This window comes from Nannocystis punicea (genome assembly GCF_026965555.1).
GTDB classification, from domain to species: domain Bacteria; phylum Myxococcota_A; class Polyangia; order Nannocystales; family Nannocystaceae; genus Nannocystis; species Nannocystis punicea.
Genome location: NZ_CP114040.1, coordinates 4,838,132 through 4,854,682 on the forward strand (window position 1 = coordinate 4,838,132; position 16,551 = coordinate 4,854,682).

Below are 16,551 nucleotides of genomic sequence, written 5' to 3' on the forward strand. Positions count from 1 at the left end.
CTGCCTGACAATTGCGCGTGACAGCCCCGTTCTGGCTCCAGGAGATGCCGTAGAATCATTCGTTTTTCGCCCAGGACCCCGACTTGCACACCCCGGCATCGACTCGAGCGCCCATGACCAGCACCGCCCGTACCCCGACCATCCTCGTCGTCGACGACGAGCCCAGCATCCTCGACGCGTTGCAGAAGGTATTGGCCAAGGAGAACATGTCCGTTCGGACAGCCTCGAGCGGCCAGCAGGCGCTCGAGATCCTGCGGACCGTGCCGGTGCAGGTCATGATCACCGACCTGCGCATGCCGGGCATGACCGGCGAGGACCTGCTCAAGGCGGTCAAGGCCCTCACGCCCGAGGTCGAGGTGATCATGATGACCGCCTACGGCACCGTCGAGAACGCCGTGGGGGCGATGAAGCTGGGCGCGTACGACTTCATCTCCAAGCCGCTCAAGCGCGCCGCGATCATCGCCGCGGTGCAGAAGGCGCTCGACAAGCACGCGCTGGTCGCCGAAAACCGCGAGCTCAAGGCCCAGCTGGCGGCCGCGACCAACCGCCCGATCGTCGGCAACAGCCAGGTGCTGCGGGCCGCCCTCGACATGGCGCGCCAGGCCGCGGGCTCGTCGGCGACCGTGCTCCTGCTCGGCGAGAGCGGCACCGGCAAGGAGCTGTTCGCCCGCTACATCCAGCAGCACAGCCCGCGCGCCGCTCGGCCGCTGGTGCCGACCAACTGCGCCGCGCTGCCGGAGTCGATCCTCGAGAGCGAGCTGTTCGGCCACGAGAAGGGCGCCTTCACCGGCGCGGTGCGGGCCCGCGAGGGTCGCTTCCTCGAGGCGCACACCGGCACGCTGTTCCTCGACGAGATCGGCGAGATCCCGCTGCACATCCAGGTCAAGCTGCTGCGGGCGCTGCAGGAGGGTGAGATCGAGCCGGTCGGCGGGCGCCTGTCGAAGGTCGACGTGCGGCTCATCTGCGCCACCAACCGCGACCTGTCCGAGGAAGTGAAGGCCGGGCGCTTCCGCGAGGATCTTTTCTACCGCATCAACGTCATCCCGATCCGCGTGCCCCCGCTCCGCGACCGCCTCGAGGACGTCCCGCTGCTCGCCGACCACTTCCTGCGCATCTTCGCCGGCAAGCACGGCAAGCCGGTGTCGGGCTTCACCGAGGCCGCGCTCTATCGCATGGGCAACTACGGCTGGCCGGGCAACGTGCGCGAGATGGAGAACGCGGTCGAGCGCGCGGTCGTGCTGTGCCGGGGCGGTCTCGTCGACGAGCACGACCTCCCGCCGGAGCTCCGCGACCCGCAGGCCGGTCATGGGCGTCAGATCACATTCTCCGTCGGGACCCCGCTGGAGGAGGTCGAGCGCCGGATGATCACGGAGACGCTAAAGTTCACGCGCGGCGACAAGCGGCTGGCCGCCGACCTGCTCGGCATCGCCACCCGCACGATCTACCGCAAGCTCGAGTCCGGCGCGCAGCAAGTCGAGCCCGCGCCGCGCGTCGAGTCGGAGAGCGACGAGGTCATCCACTAGCGGAGAGCGATGGAAGCCGTCTTCAAGCAGCACTTCTGGGTCGTCAAGGCGCTCGGCCTCAGCGTCGCCGCTGCGTTCGCCGCCTCGGCGTTCACCACCTGGCTCGGCACCTCGTACATCTACGAGACGCCGACCGACGAGGCGGAGGCGACCGGCACCGACACCGACGGCGCCGCCAGGGAAGAGGACGAGGACGAGGAGGACAAGCCCATCATCAACCCGCGGATGATGTCGAGCCCCTCGCGCGGACCTTCCGCGGCCGACCGCAACAAGGTCACGCAGACGATCCTCTCGCTCAACCTGTTCTGCCCGACCTGCACCAAGGTCATCACGCCCGAGACCGGCCCCGGCGGCACGGGGCTGCCGCCCGACAACGGGCCCGGCGACCTGCAGCCCGTGGCCGGGGGCAAGCAGCCCGGCGAGGGCCCGTGCACGCAGCCGCTGCGGCTCATCGCCACGATGGAGACCAACATCCCCGAGTACTCGTGGGCGACCATCCGCGACGAGGAGGACGGCAGCGTCGGCCCCTACTGGCCCGGCGATCGGATCCGGTCCGGCGTCTACCTCGTCAGCGTCGAGCGCAGCCTCGTGCACGTCAAGAACAGCGGCGCCCTCGAGTACATCGAGCTCGGCGTCGAGCCGCCGAAGCCCACGGCCAAGCCGGTGCAGGTGGCCGAGAAGAAGGAGGACGCGCCGCCGGCAGCGGGCGCCATCCCCGGGGCCGAGGACGCGATCAAGTGCGAGAGCGAGAACTCGTGCACCGTCGATCGCATGTTCATCGACAGCCTGTTCGCCAACCCGGCCGCGCTGACCAAGCAGGCGCGGGTGATGCCGTCGATCAAGGACGGCGAGACCAAGGGCTTCAAGTTCTACGGGATCCGCCCGGGCAGCCTGCCCAAGCTGCTCGGCATGAAGAACGGCGACCTCCTCACCTCGGTCAACGGCATCGAGCTGAAGTCGGTCGATCAGGTCATGGGCCTTTTGACCAAGATGCGCAGCGCCAGCAACCTCCAGGTCACGATTGAGCGCAAGGGCGAGTCGATCACCAAGGACATCACGATCCAATGATTGCGCGTAGCACCCCCGTCCGCCCGACTGCTTTGGGCCTCGTCTCTCTCGGTCTGGCCGCTCTGACGCTCGGCCCGACCACCGTCTCCGCGCAGGATCCGACCACCGGCGCGCCCAGCCGCGGCGGCGAGCTGATCGGCGACGAGGGCGGCGGCACGCCCGGCGGCGGCCCGATCCCGTTCAACACGTGCAAGAAGACCCCGCGCGGGGCCAAGTTCACGATCACGTTGCCGAAGGAGACCGAGCTCGAGGACCTCGTCAACTGGATCATGTCGATCACGTGTCAGAAGTTCATCTGGGACCGCAAGGTGCGGTCCGGCAAGGTGACGATTCTGTCGCCCGAGCCGGTCACGGCGGAGGAGGCGTACGCGGCCTTCTACGCCGCGCTCGAGACGATGGGCCTGACGGTCGAGCCCTCGGGCAAGTACTTCAAGATCGTCGAGACCACCGACGCCAAGAACCGCACCCTGCCGACCTACGGTGACGACGCCGACGCGCCCAACAGCGACCGTTTCGTCACCAAGCTGATGCGCGTCAAGCACGGCAACAGCAAGGAGATCAGCGACGTCCTCGGCCAGCTGAAGAGCAAGTCGGGCAGCGTCGACCTGGTCGGCAACCTGCTCATCATCACCGACAAGGGCTCGATGGTGCGGCGGCTCGAGACCTTCGCCGCCGAGCTCGATCAGCCGATGGGCAGCGAGAAGATCTTCTTCTACCAGCTGCAGTACGCCAACGCCGAGGAGGTCGCGCAGATCATCCGCGACATCTTCGGCGAGTCCAAGGCCAGCGGCGGCGGCGGCGGCGGCGGCGCGGCCACCGGCGGCCGCGCCGGTCGGCGGGCCAGCGGCGGGGGCGGCGGCGGCGCTGCGACGGAGTCCGCGATCAGCCGCGTGATCGTCGACGAGCGCAGCAGCACGCTCATCATCGTCACCACCGAGTCCGACTACGTCGTCATCCGCAAGCTGATCGAGCGCCTCGACGTCAAGCTGCCCGGCGGCGGCGGCCGGATCCACGTCTACAAGCTCAAGAACGCCGACGCCACCGAGGTCGCGCAGGTGCTGTCGCAGCTGGCGACCGGCGCCAAGCAGGCGGCCCAGGCCTCGCAGCAGGGCGGGCAGAAGCCGCCGGCGGGCAACCCCGTCAGCGCCGACCTGTTCTCGGGCGACGTCAAGGTCACGCCCGACCCGGCCACGCGCTCGCTGGTCATCATCGCCTCGGCGGCCGACTACAAGAACTTGGAGCCGGTGATCGAGAAGCTCGACCGCGAGCGGCGCCAGCTCTACATCGAGATCTACATGCTCGAGGTGAGCATCAAGCACAGCACCGACGCCGGCGCGGGCGGCCACTTCGGCTACCCGATCAACACCACGCTCGGCGGCAACGCCAACACCGCCATCGGCGTGGTGAGCAGCGCCCCGACGCCCGCGCTCAACTCGCTGCTCCTCTCGCCCGACTCGCTGAAGAACTTCACCCTCGGCCTCATCGGCCCGCCGCTGCTCAACTCGGGCACGATCCTCGGCACCGGCCGCGACGTGCCGGCGTTCGGCGCCGTCATCCAGGCGCTGCAGAGCAACAGCGACGTCAACGTCGTCAGCGAGCCGCACATGTACGCGGCCGACAACCAGGAGGCCACCATCGAGGTCGGCCGCAACGTCCCGACCCCGGGCGCCCTGTCCTTCGGAGCAGGCGGCGGCGGCGGCACCGGCCTGGTCCCGCTGCAGTCCGTCGAGCGCCAGGACGTCACCCTGCGCATCAAGGTCAAGCCCTACATCAACGACGAGCGCAACGTGACGATGGACGTCGAGGTCGAGGACCGCGACATCACCGAGAAGGACCCGGTGCTCGGCGTCACCACCACCAAGCGGCGCATCAAGCTCGACAAGATCGTCGGCCGCGACGGCCAGCCGGTCGTGCTCGGCGGCCTCATCCGCGACCGCGAGAGCGAGAACGTCAAGCAGGTCCCGGGCCTCGGCTCGATCCCGCTCCTCGGCTGGCTGTTCAAGAACCGCGTCAAGGAGAAGGAGAAGATCAACCTCCTCCTCGTCATGGTCCCGCACATCATCGACAGCCCCGACGACGTGCGCCGGATCCACGAGCGGCGCGACAAGGAGCGGCTCGAGTTCATCGAGCGCGAGACCAACTTCCGCAAGCGCGAGCTCAAGAGCAACATCAACTACCGCAAGAAGTCCGGCATCTTGGCCGCGATCGACAAGGAGGCCCGGCGCATGGAGCAGGAGGAGCTGCTGCTGCGCCGCGCCGAGGAGGAGATGCGGCGCGAGATCATCACCGGCGAGCTCGGCCTCAGCCCGCGCTCGGCCGCGGTCGACGACAACGTCGGCGGCGAGGGGGGCGGCGGCGCGCCGCCCGCGACGGTGAACCCGGCGCCGGTGATCCGGCGCGAGCCCTGAAGCTATCCTTTCGTCTGACATGCCCGAGTCATCCAGGCAGGCCATGGACACCGCCCTCAAGACCACCGCAGAACGCAACGCCGGCCCGACCTTCGCGCCGCTCGGGGTCCGTCCGCTCTCGCGCCCGCTCGGCGAGATCATGATCGAGATGGGCTGCATCACCGCCGAGGCGCTGGCCGAGGGCCTGCAGGCGCAGCACCTCGAGGGCGAGAAGATCGGCGAGACGCTGGTGCGGCTCAAGCACTGCAGCGAGTGGGACCTCGCGCGCGGCCTGGCGCGGCAGTTCGGCCTGCCCGCGCGCGAGAACGTCGAGATCGGCGACATCCAGGACGAGCTGGTCGAGCAGCTGCCGATCCAGTACGCGCGGGCCAACAAGGTCCTGCCGTACCGCCTCGACCGCGAGCGCGGCGTGCTCGGCGTCTACGCCGCCGACCCGCTGCGGATTCTCGACCTCGACGACCTGGGCACCCTCTACGAGGCCGACGTCGACGTCACGCTGATGCCGGAGTCGAACGTCCTCGAGCTCATCAACCGCACCTACGCCCGGCGCACCAAGGACGTCGACCTCGAGAAGAAGGAAGAGGAGTACGAGGAGGAGGACGAGGACATCCTGCACGCCTCGGCCGAGGACGCCCCGATCATCCGCTTCGTCAACAGCCTGATCTTCAACGCCTCGAAGGAGAAGGCCAGCGACATCCACATCGAGCCGGGCGACAAGGAGATCATCGTCCGCAACCGCGTCGACGGCGTGCTGCACGAGGTCAAGCGGGCGCCCAAGGCCCACCTTCCCAGCGTCATCGCCCGCGTCAAGATCATGGCGGGCCTCAACATCGCCGAGAAGCGGCTGCCGCAGGACGGCCGCATCCGCCGCAAGATCGCCGGCAAGGAGGTCGACATGCGCGTCGCCACCGTGCCGACGGCCCACGGCGAGCGCGTCACGGTCCGTCTCCTCGACAAGTCGGCGGTCGCGCTCAAGCTCGACAACATCGGCATCGCCGCCGACCACCTGCGGATGATCCGCGACGTCATCAACCGGCCGCACGGCATCTTCCTCGTCACCGGCCCGACCGGTTCGGGCAAGACGACCACGCTGTACTCGGCGCTGACGGAGATCAACACGCCGGACCTCAACATCCTCACCGTCGAGGACCCGGTCGAGTACCAGCTCGCCGGCATCTCGCAGGTGCAGGTGCAGAGCAAGATCAACCTGACCTTCGCGGCCGGCCTGCGCTCCTTCCTGCGCCACGACCCCGACGTGATCATGGTCGGCGAGATCCGCGACGTCGAGACCGCCGAGATCGCGATCCAGGCGTCGCTCACCGGTCACTTGGTGCTCAGCACCATCCACACCAACGACGCCGCGACCGGCATCACCCGCCTGGTCGACATGGGCGTGCAGCCGTTCCTGGTCGCCTCGTCGCTGGTCGCGCTGCAGGCCCAGCGCCTGATCCGCCGCGTGTGCGTGCACTGCTGCGAGCCGTACCGGCCGTTGGCGACCGAGCTCGAGGAGATCGGCATCATCCCCGCGGCCTTCTACGCCGGCGAGCAGGCGTTGAAGGTGCCGGTGCGCGACGAGAACGGCGAGGTCATACCGCTGTCGGTGCCCGAGCCGCGGCGGCTGCCCCCGCGCGGGCACGTCTACCGCGCGGTCGGCTGCGACAAGTGCCAGGGCAGCGGCTACGCCGGGCGAACCGGCGTGTACGAGGTCCTGATGGTCAGCGAAGAGGTCCGGCGCCTGGCGATCCGCAACGCCGACGCCATGCAGATCAAGCAGGCGGCGCTGGCCCAGGGTCTGCGTACGCTCCGCGACGACGGCGCGCACAAGGTCGTCTGCGGCATCAGCACCCTCGACGAGGTCCTGCGCGCGACCTCGGTGGAGTCGTAACGGGGCATGCCGGCGTACGCGTACACGGGTCTCCGCAAGGACGGCAAGACGGTCAAGGGCGTCGAGTCGGCCGACACTGTCGCCGCGCTCAAGGCCAACCTCAAGCGCGCCGGCGTCTTCCTCACCGCGGTCAGCGAGACCACGGCGCAGGTGGCGGCGGCCGGCGGCGCGGGCGGCCGCGAGGTCGACCTGGGGGCGCTGTTCGACCGCGTCTCGCAGAAGACGGTGTCGCGGACGACGCGGCTCCTGGCCACGCTGCTGTGCGCCGGCGTCACGCTGCCCGAGTCGCTGGCGGCGATCACCGAGCAGAGCGAGAGCCGGCGGCTCAAGGGCATCCTCAGCGACATCGCCAACAAGGTGAACGAGGGCAGCTCGCTGGCCGACGCCTGCGCGCGCTACCCCGACGTGTTCCAGCCGCTGTTCATCAACATGGTCCGCGCGGGCGAGGCGTCCGGCTCGCTCGAGACCGTGCTCCTGCGCATCGCCGACTTCATGGATCAGCAGGAGGAGCTGAAGGGCAAGGTCACCTCGGCGATGATCTACCCGGCGATCATGACCGTGCTGTCGGGCGGCATCATCACGATGCTGATGCTCAACGTGGTCCCGCAGATCACGGAGATGTTCGAGGGCATGAACGCCCAGCTGCCGTGGAACACCGCGTTCCTGATCTGGCTCAGCGACTTCATCGCCGCCTGGTGGTACATGATCATCGCCGGCTTCTTCGGCCTCGGCTGGCTGTTCCGCCGCTGGCGCAAGACCGACATCGGCCGCGCGACCGGCGACACCATCTTGCTCAAGCTGCCGATCATCGGCGACCTCGCGCGCAAGCTGGCGATCGCGCGGTTCGCCCGTACACTTGCGACGATGCTCGCCAGCGGCGTGCAGCTGCTCGCGGCGCTCGACATCGTGCGGGCGCTGCTCGGCAACTGGGTGCTCGAGAAGGTCGTCGCCACCGCCCGCGACAACATCCGCGAGGGCGAGGGCATCGCGCCGGCGCTCAAGCGCAGCGGCCAGTTCCCCGCCCTGGTGACGCACATGATCTCGGTCGGCGAGCGCTCCGGCCAGCTCGAGCAGATGCTCACCGACGTCGCCAACGCCTACGACCGCGAGGTCAACACCGCGCTCACGCGCATGACCGCGCTGCTGGAGCCCCTCATGATCGTGCTCATGGGCGGCAGCGTCGGCTTTATCGTGTTCTCGATCATGCAGCCGATCATGATGCTCAACGAAATGGCCGCGCAGTAGCCCGAGTACTCAGGAGAGACCATCCATGAACCCGCAACTTCACACCGTCCGCCAGGCCGTCCGCCGCCGCCGCCGCAGCCGCGGCATGACGCTGATCGAGATCCTCGTCGTGCTGGCGATCATCGGCCTCATCGTCGGCGGCGTCAGCGTCGTCGCCTTCAACGCGCTCTCGGACTCGAAGGTCAAGGTCGCCTACAACGAGGTGGTCGAGATCCAGAAGCTCAGCGAGCAGTACATGCTGCAGAAGAACGACAAGTGCCCGAAGAGCATGGCGGACCTCAAGGCCGCCGGCGTCACGGCGCGCGTCAAGAAGGACCCGTGGGGCGAGGAGTACGTCATCGTCTGCCCCGGCCAGCACGGCCCGGTCGACGTCACCTCCAACGGCCCCGACAAGAAGCCGGCCGGCGGCGACGACATCAACAGCTGGGAGGACCCGAAGGAGATCGAGGCCGCCAAGGAGGAGAAGAAGTGATCGGGCGCTAGCCCCGATCGTTCTCTCCCGCGAGGATCGTCATGGTCATGCGGAGCCCCACCACAGCAGCGCGCCGGCGGCGAGGGAGCCTCGGCTTCACGCTGATCGAGGTCCTCGTCGTCATGGGGATCCTCGCGCTGCTGATCGGCTCCGTGATCACCGGCCTCGGCGCCAGCAAGCAGGCGCAGGTGGCCCGCGTCACCAACCAGCTCGCCAACACGATCCGCTTCGCCTACAACAAGGCCCGCGTCACCGGCACCTACTACCGCCTCCTCATCGACATCGACAAGAACTCCTTCACCATGCAGCGCGGCGACGACCGCATGTACCTGCCGGCCACCGACCGCTACGGCCGCATCGTCATGGTCGACCCGGGCAAGGTGAGGGAGAAGGAGGAGCGGGACAAGCGGGCCGAGGAGAACTACAACCGCTCGCTGCAGGCGCGGGTGCTCGACGCAGTCAAGGGCGCGCCGGTCGGCAAGCCGGGCCAGACGATGGGCCCGCTCGGCCAGCCGATGGCGGGCGTGTCCCAGGGGACAGGTACTCCGGGACAGCCGACCAAGGCGGGCACCCCGGGCGCGCCGGGGCAGCCCGCGGCGGCCGGCGCGGCCAAGCCGGGAACGACCCCGCCTTCGGGCCAGTCGCTCGACAAGTACATCACGCCGCCGAAGAAGGTCCCGCGGCGCAAGCCGCCGATCTTCGGCGCCTTCGAGGACGACAACAGCCTGTCGGAGCTGCGCAAGCCGTTCAAGTTCCCGCCCGAGGTCAAGGTCGTCGCAGTGCGCACCGCCGAGGACCTCAAGCCGATCACCAAGGGCGAGGCGAGCCTCTACTTCTTCCCGCAGGGGCACACCCAGCTGGCGCACATCCACGTGCAAGAGGTCGCCAACCCGGAGAACGAGTTCACCATCATCGTCAAGCCGCTGACCGGCCGGGTCGAGGTCAAGGAGGGCCACGTCGACCTGGCGCTGCCCGAGGACCCGATGGCGATCCGCGACGACCTCGGCAAGAAGATGAACCGGAGGGCGTTCTGACATGACCGCGCCGGAGACCGTTCGCCCGCGCCTGCGGCCGCCCGAGCAGCGCTACGCTGCCGCCGGCTTCACCCTGCTCGAGGTCATGATCGCCATGGCCGTGCTGGCGCTGTCGCTGACGTCGATGCTGACGTCGCAGATGGCCAGCCTGCGGGCCACCCGCTACGCGCAGACCATCACCTCGGTGGCGTTCCTCGCCGACTACCAGCTGATCGAGACCGAGTTCATCGTCCGCAAGGAGGGCGGCTGGGTGCTCGAGGACAAGTTCTACGAGGGCACCTTCGCCGACCAGGGCTGGCCCGACGTCAAGTACAAGTGCATCGTCGACTTCCTCAAGCTGCCCGAGTTCACCGAGCTGCGCGCGGCCAAGGACGATACCGACCGGGCCAACCGCGGCGAGAGCAGCATGTACTACCGCAGCGCCGCCGACCAGGCGTTCACGGCGCTCGGCATGGTGTGGACCCCGGTCAAGCAGGCGATCGAGCGCTCGATCCGCAAGGTCAAGTGCACGGTCAAGTGGAAGAACGGCAACCTCGACGAGGAGTTCATCGTCAACACCTTCTGGGCCGACCCCGACAAGCTCAAGCAGCTGCCCGGCCTCGGCGGCGAGGCGAAGGAGGGCGACCTCGGCAACGAGCAGCAGGGCGGCGGCAGCGGCGGCAGCGGCACCGGCACGCCGTCGACCGGCGGCGGCGGCCCGGGTCGCCAGCCGGCGGGCGGCGCCTCGGGTCCGGGGGCCAACATGGGCATGGGAGGCACGAGGCGATGAGCACCTTCGGCCATGTCGTTCCAGTCATGTCCCGGCGGACAGCCCGCCAGCGCGGCCTGTCGCTGATCGAGATCCTCGTCGCGGTGGCGATGATGACGATGATGACCGCGTCGGTCTACGCCAGCTTCAGCACCACCGCGCAGAGCATGCGCACCGCGGAGAAGACCCAGCAGAAGTACGCGGTGCTGCGCAACTGCCTGGCCCGCATGGGCACCGAGCTGTCGCTGGCGTACCTGTCGCACAACCGCCCGGCCACCGAGGACCTGCACTACACGCTGTTCGAGGGCCGCGACCAGTTCAACTCCGACAGCGTCACGTTCTCGGCGTTCGCCCACGTCCGCATGCGCAAGGACGCCAACGAGAGCGACCAGTCGGTCATCCAGTACTTCCTCTACAAGGACCCCGTCGACGGCAACCGCACCCACCTCTTCAAGCGCGAGGCGCGGCGGCTGATGGGCGACCGCCCGGAGAAGCTCGAGGAGTTCTTCCCGGCCTACGTGTTCTGCGAGGACATCAAGTCGTTCGACGTCAAGTACTGGGACAACAAGCGCATCGAGTGGCGCGACGAGTGGCGCACGATGAAGCAGGACATGCAGCCCAACCGCCTGCCCGAGCGCGTCAAGATCACCCTGGGCGTGTGGGACGCGGACCTCGGCAAGGAGGTCAAGTACGTCACCCAGACCCTCATCCCGATGCAGGAGCGCATCGACTTCTCCCGCTGAAAGGCCCGCGCCGTGACCGCCCCCGCCGACAACACCAAGCCCAAGCGACATGTCCGTCCGGCCAGGTCCGGCGCGGCGCGTCGGCGCGGCGGCGGCAAGGAGCACGGCATCGCCCTGCTGATGGTGCTGGCCTGCATCGCGGTGCTGCTGCCGTTCACGGCCGCCTTCAGCTACACCACCCGCGTCGACTGGCAGGCCGCGATCAACCTGCGCGACGAGATCTCGGCGCGCAACCTGACCCGCGGCGGGATGCGCCTGTCGCTGCTGCTGTTCGAACTGCAGCGCATGGTGTTCAACCAGAAGCAGTTCCGGCAGATGCTCGGCACCTGGGACATCACCCAGGTCGCGCCGTACCTGATGTCGGCGTTCGGCTCGAAGGACGGCCACGAGGCCATCTCCGGCCTGGTCGGCCTCGACAACTCGACCTTCAAGGACCTCGCCATCGAACACGGCGGCTTCGAGATCCGCGTCGAGGCCGAGAGCGGCAAGCTCAACGTCAACTGCCTGGCGTCGGCCGGGCAGGGCAAGGACAACTCGCAGGCGCGCACCGTCGAGACGCTCGAGGCGATGCTGATGCCGACGCTCTACGACCCGCTGTTCGACGAGGAGAAGGCCGACGGTCAGCGCTACACCCGGGCCGACGTCATCAAGGCGATCGTCGACTACATCGACGAGGACAACAAGGCCTGGGACATGGTCAAGCTGGCGTCGTCGTCGACGCAGGAGCGCTACCGCTACACCGAGCTGTTCGACCCGTACCAGCCGCGCAACGCCCGGATCGACAGCGTCGAGGAGCTGCACCTGGTCCAGGGCGTCGACGACGACCTGATGACGGCGATCGCCGCCGACCTCACGGTCTACGGCGGCTGCAAGGTCAACCTCAACTTCGCCAGCGCCGACCAGATCGCGCTGGTGCTGCGCCACTCGGTCACCGCCGAGGACAAGTGGAAGACCGAGGGCGAGAACTTCCTGATCAAGACGCTGCCGCTGGCCCGCTACGTGGTCGACACGCGGACGATGAGCCTGTTCGCCGACATGAAGGCGTTCAAGGAGTTCGTCGAGAAGCCCGACAAGTTCATGAACCCGCTGGCCGCGCTCGGCGGCGGCGGCGCGGCCGGGCAGGCGCTCAACCGGGCCAACCTGCCGCGCATCCCCGAGGGCATGAACATCCGCGAGAACAGCGAGGAGGACAAGGGCACGGGCGAGCAGCTCGGCGGCCTCAGCGACATCGCCACCATCGCGCCCGAGCGGGTCTATCGCATCGAGATCATCGCCGAGGTCGGCGCGGTCAAGAAGCGCCTCACCGCCATCTACGACATGCAATTCGCCCGCAGCGAGGGCCCGAAGGGCAACGGCGCGTGGCTCTACCTCCGCGAGGACTGATCCTCATGGCTCCCATCTTCAACCGCAAGGACTGCCGCACGTGGCCCAGAAGTACGTAGGACTCGACCTCGGAACCTCCGAAGTCAAGGCCGTGCTCATCAACGCCGGCCTGCGCTCCATCCAGGTGCTCGAGACGGTCATCGAGCCGGTGACGCTGGCGCCGCAGGGCGACACCTCGCTGGCCGCCGCGCTCGACATCGGCATCGCCGTGCTGCGCCGCCGCGGCTGGAACCACTACCCGATCGGCGTGGTGCTGCCCGGCAGCTTCGCGGCCTACCGCGTGTTCAAGTTCCCGTTCAGCGACCCGCGCCGGATCGCCCAGGCGATCGCGTTCGAGGCCGAGGGCCAGTTCCCGGTCCCGCTCGAGAACCTCGAGCTCGACCACGTGCCCGCGGTCGTCCCCGGCGGCGGCGGCCAGGCGCTCGCCGTCGCGGTCCGCCGCTCCGCCATCGACCAGGTCCAGGCCGCGTTCAAGGCGGCGACGATCGACGTCAAGCTCATCACCGTCGACGTCCTGGCGACCGCGCAGGTGCTCACCGCCGACCTGCCCGAGCCGGCCAAGGGCGCGCCGGCCGACGCGCGCACGCCCGTGGTGCTCGGCCTCGACATCGGCCACGCCACCACCGACCTGGTGGCGTTCGGCGCCAAGGGCCCGATCGCCGCCCGCATGCTCCGCCGCGGCGGCGTGCACGTCACCCGCGCGCTGCAGCAGCGCTACCAGCTCAGCGACAGCGAGGCCGAGGCGGCCAAGCGCGCCAACGCGTTCGTGCCGCACCGCGGCCAGGGCGACCTGTCGGCCGAGCAGCTCGAGTCGGCGACGCTCGTGGCCCGCGCGCTCGAGCCGGTGGTGCGGGAGATCGAGCACACGCGCATGTGGCTGCGGGCCGAGTTCTCCGCCGAGGTCGTGCAGCTGCGCCTGTCGGGCGGCGGCGCCAACCTGCGCGGCCTCGACGCCTACCTCGCCGAGCAGCTCGGCCTGCCGACCGAGCGCGCCCGCCCGCGCGAGAGCCTCGGCCTCAGAGGTCTCTCGGGACATGACTGGACGGCCATGTGCGCCGCGCTCGGCGGCGCCGTCGGCTGCGCCCGCCGGCCGCTGATCCAGCTGCACAAGGACGCCGCCGTCCAGCGCGGCGGCGACGGCAGCTGGATCGCCGAGCGGATCGCCACCGTCGCCGCGCTCGGGTTCGCCATCCTCGCGTTCGGCGTGGTCGACACCGTGGTCGGCATGAGCGCGCTCGAGGCGGAGCGCGCGGCCTACGAGGAGGAGCTCGGCGAGGCCAGCCACAAGGTGTTCGGCGAGTCGCTCACCTCGAAGTCCGAGATCGAGGATCGCCTCAACGCCGTCGACGGCCGCGACATCACCAAGCTGATCCCGCAGCGCGGCGCGCTCGACGTGCTGGCCGGCTTCGTCAAGGCGGCCACGCCGAGCGGGCCGAAGCCGGCGCCGGCGCCGACGCCGATGGTGGCGGAGGAGGGCGCGAGCCCCGACGCCGAGAGCTCGTCGGCGACGACGCCGACGGCCCCGGTGCAGCTGCCCTCGGTCGACCCCGCCTCGGGCATCGCGTGGGACGACGAGTTCGTGCTGTCGCTGATCGAGATCCGGCCGCGCGCGATCCAGTTCCGCGCCTCCGCCACGCGCTCGTCGGCGCAGGAGCGGTTCAAGAACAAGCTGCTGCAGGCGCTGCCCTGCGTCATCCCGTTCCAGGTCGCCAAGGTCCGCGACGAGGGCACCAAGAAGGTGTTCGACCCCAACATCGAGCACGACTGCTACAGCAGCACGGAGACCGAGTCGTGAGCGCCATCGAAACCACCCTGTTCGGGTTCATGTCCCGCTTCAACCAGCGCGAGCGGGCGCTGCTCGGCGTGCTGATGCTGGTGTTCTTCGTGACCGCCGTCGGCGTGCTGTACATGATGCGCAAGAGCTCGTTCGACGAGGCGCGCGCCGAGATCGCCGAGCTGCGCGAGGGCCTCGTCCTCGTGCGCACCAAGGGCACCGCGTACGACACCAAGAAGAAGGAGAAGGAGGCGCGCGAGGCGAGGATCGCCAACGCGCAGCCGATCGTGTTCTCGATCCTGCTCGAGGAGGCGCAGAAGAGCCTCGTCACCGGCACCCTGCGCGGCGAGGAGGAGCGCCAGGCGGTCGCGGTCGACGACAAGGGCCTGTTCAAGCGCGTGGTCGCGTTCGAGGTCCGCAACGTCGCGCTCGAGGAGCTGCTCACCTTCCTCGCCAAGCTCGAGGCGCAGCCGGGCAACATCCTGTTCGTCGAGCGGCTGATGCTGCGCTCGCCGTCGGCGCTCGAGGACCGCCTCAACGCCGAGGTCGAGCTGGCCACCTGGGAGCTGCAGAAGCAGGAAGAGGCCGCGCCGGCGCCGGCCGCAGAGGAGGGGGAGTCGTGAAGATCCGCCTGCCGAGTCTCGCCAGCCTCCGTCGCGGCGGCGACGCGCCCGCCGGCGCGCCGCCTCCCAGCGGGACCATGGTCGTCCCGGCCGCCCCGATCGGCAGCTTCGGCGATCGCATGCGCCTGCTGTCGCGGCGCCTCCGCAGCTCCGCCGGCTGGGTGTTCCTGGCCGTGTTCGTGTTCTTCGCCTTCATCTGGGTGAGCCTGCCGACGCGCGCGCTCGCCTGGCGGATCGGCCATCAGGCGCGCCAGGCCGGCTACCTCATCGACATCGAGGACATGTCCGTGAGGCCATGGGGCAGCGCGACGCTCTACAACGTCACGTGGACCTACGCGCCGTCGCACCCGGGCCAGATCCCGCACCAGATGGTGCTCGATTCGGTGGACGTCGACTTCTCGCTGCTCAAGTACCTGCTGCTCGGCAACCTCGACGTCGAGGTCGACACCGTCCTCGACGAGGCGCCGATCCACGCCGAGTACGCGCGCAGCGACAGCGAGTCGAGCATCAAGATCGACGTCACCGAGCTGCCGCTCGGCTCGGTGCCCAAGCTGCAGCAGGCGCTGGGCGCCCCGCTGCGCGGCCTGTTCGCCCTGCACGTCGACATGACGATGCCGGAGAACCTGTTCGAGAAGGCCGAGGGGTCGATCTCGCTCGAGTGCGCCTCGTGTTCGATCGGCGACGGCGAGGAGCTGCTGTTCATCCCCGGCTCGTCGGGCATCACCGCCAAGGGCATCACGATCCCCGAGATCGACCTCGGCACGCTGATCGGCAAGCTCAAGGTCGCGGAGGGCAAGGCCTCCGTCGAGGACTTCAAGACCAAGAGCGCCGACATCGAGCTCGAGGTCACCGGCGACATGCCGCTCAAGGATCCGTTCTCGAAGTCCGAGTTCGCGTTCCAGATGAAGCTGCTCGTCACGCAGGCGCTGCAGGACAAGAGCGAGACGCTGCGCTTCGCGGTCCAGACGGCCGGTCCGTCGTCGAAGATGGATCCGCCCGACGACGGCTGGCTCGGCTTCAAGCTGCGCGGCACCGTGGGCAAGCCGCGCTTCATGGGCATCAAGAGCAAGACCGCCGAGGAGCGCATGCTCGAGCGGCGGCAGAAGAACGCCGAGCGCGAGGCGGCCAAGAAGGCGCGCACGAAGTCTCGCTCGACGACGAAGAAGACCGAGGAGAAGGACGCGCTCGAGCGCAACAACGGGCCGGAGCTGCCGAGCGCCGGCGGCGACACGGGTGGCCCCGACAGGGAGCCGCCGAAGCCGGCCGACAGCGAGATGCGGCCGCCCGCCGAGCCGCCGTCGACGCCGTCGACGTTGCCGCCGCCGCCCGAGCCCGAGCCCGAGGCGCGGCAAGACGAGCGACCGGCCGAGCCGCCGCCGCCGCTTCCGCCTGCCATGGAGGAAGTGCAGGCGGAGGGTGGTCAGGGGCAGGGCCAGGGTGACGGCCAGGGTCAGCCTGAAGGCCAGCCCGATGGCCAGGGTCAGGGCGAAGTGCCGCGCGACAGCGAGGCGCCACCCTCGAATGATGCGCCGACAGGCTGAACGCCGTGTAACTGCGCATTTCGTGCCAGCGAAGAAACACTCGCAACGATAGGAGAAAGGTCGTCGTCGTCGGCCGCGGGTTTGCGCGAGCGCGCAAAGTATGC

The 16,551-nt window shown here is 69.1% G+C and carries 13 protein-coding genes; all 13 read left to right on the forward strand.

Features of this window, described 5'->3' with window-relative positions; all coding sequences use genetic code 11:
• Nucleotides 1–113 precede the first annotated feature (113 nt).
• From O0S08_RS18675 to gspN, 13 genes are read left to right on the forward strand one after another with little or no spacing between them, the layout of a single operon-like run.
• The gene (locus O0S08_RS18675) at nucleotides 114–1,523 is read left to right on the forward strand and encodes a sigma-54-dependent transcriptional regulator (RefSeq protein WP_269040536.1); all 1,410 of its coding nucleotides are present in this window, start codon (nucleotides 114–116) and stop codon (nucleotides 1,521–1,523) included.
• A gap of 9 nt (nucleotides 1,524–1,532) precedes the next feature.
• The gene (gspC, locus tag O0S08_RS18680) at nucleotides 1,533–2,591 is read left to right on the forward strand and encodes a type II secretion system protein GspC (RefSeq protein ID WP_269040537.1); all 1,059 of its coding nucleotides are present in this window, start codon (nucleotides 1,533–1,535) and stop codon (nucleotides 2,589–2,591) included.
• Nucleotides 2,588–4,999 carry a type II secretion system secretin GspD gene (gspD, locus tag O0S08_RS18685; RefSeq protein WP_269040538.1) on the forward strand — a complete coding sequence of 804 codons (2,412 nt, stop codon included), beginning with the start codon at nucleotides 2,588–2,590 and terminating at the stop codon, nucleotides 4,997–4,999. The genes gspC and gspD overlap by 4 nt, the downstream gene beginning before the upstream one ends.
• Before the next feature lie 19 nt (nucleotides 5,000–5,018).
• Nucleotides 5,019–6,884: a GspE/PulE family protein gene (locus tag O0S08_RS18690; RefSeq protein ID WP_269040539.1), complete on the forward strand. Its 1,866-nt coding sequence runs from the start codon at nucleotides 5,019–5,021 to the stop codon at nucleotides 6,882–6,884.
• 6 nt (nucleotides 6,885–6,890) lie between these two features.
• A complete protein-coding gene (gene gspF / locus O0S08_RS18695) occupies nucleotides 6,891–8,129 on the forward strand; it encodes a type II secretion system inner membrane protein GspF (RefSeq protein WP_269040540.1) in 1,239 nt (412 codons plus the stop codon).
• A 25-nt stretch (nucleotides 8,130–8,154) separates the two neighbouring features.
• Nucleotides 8,155–8,601, forward strand: a complete 447-nt coding sequence (locus tag O0S08_RS18700) for a type II secretion system protein GspG (RefSeq protein WP_269040541.1) — start codon at nucleotides 8,155–8,157, stop codon at nucleotides 8,599–8,601.
• Between the two features lie 47 nt (nucleotides 8,602–8,648).
• A complete protein-coding gene (locus tag O0S08_RS18705) occupies nucleotides 8,649–9,635 on the forward strand; it encodes a pilus assembly FimT family protein (RefSeq protein WP_269040542.1) in 987 nt (328 codons plus the stop codon).
• Nucleotide 9,636: 1 nt separating this feature from the next.
• Nucleotides 9,637–10,404 (forward strand): type IV pilus modification PilV family protein, encoded by a 768-nt coding sequence (locus tag O0S08_RS18710; RefSeq protein WP_269040543.1) that lies wholly within the window; start codon nucleotides 9,637–9,639, stop codon nucleotides 10,402–10,404.
• A 26-nt stretch (nucleotides 10,405–10,430) separates the two neighbouring features.
• The gene (locus O0S08_RS18715) at nucleotides 10,431–11,126 is read left to right on the forward strand and encodes a type II secretion system protein GspJ (protein WP_269040544.1); all 696 of its coding nucleotides are present in this window, start codon (nucleotides 10,431–10,433) and stop codon (nucleotides 11,124–11,126) included.
• Nucleotides 11,127–11,138: 12 nt separating this feature from the next.
• The gene (locus O0S08_RS18720) at nucleotides 11,139–12,509 is read left to right on the forward strand and encodes a type II secretion system minor pseudopilin (RefSeq protein ID WP_269040545.1); all 1,371 of its coding nucleotides are present in this window, start codon (nucleotides 11,139–11,141) and stop codon (nucleotides 12,507–12,509) included.
• A gap of 40 nt (nucleotides 12,510–12,549) precedes the next feature.
• The gene (gene pilM, locus O0S08_RS18725; protein WP_269040546.1) at nucleotides 12,550–14,304 is read left to right on the forward strand and encodes a pilus assembly protein PilM; all 1,755 of its coding nucleotides are present in this window, start codon (nucleotides 12,550–12,552) and stop codon (nucleotides 14,302–14,304) included.
• Nucleotides 14,301–14,906: a hypothetical protein gene (locus O0S08_RS18730; RefSeq protein WP_269040547.1), complete on the forward strand. Its 606-nt coding sequence runs from the start codon at nucleotides 14,301–14,303 to the stop codon at nucleotides 14,904–14,906. Before pilM ends, O0S08_RS18730 begins: the two co-directional genes overlap by 4 nt.
• Entirely contained in the window at nucleotides 14,903–16,447 is a 1,545-nt protein-coding gene (gspN, locus tag O0S08_RS18735; RefSeq protein WP_269040548.1) for a type II secretion system protein GspN, read from the forward strand. The genes O0S08_RS18730 and gspN overlap by 4 nt, the downstream gene beginning before the upstream one ends.
• Nucleotides 16,448–16,551 lie beyond the last annotated feature (104 nt).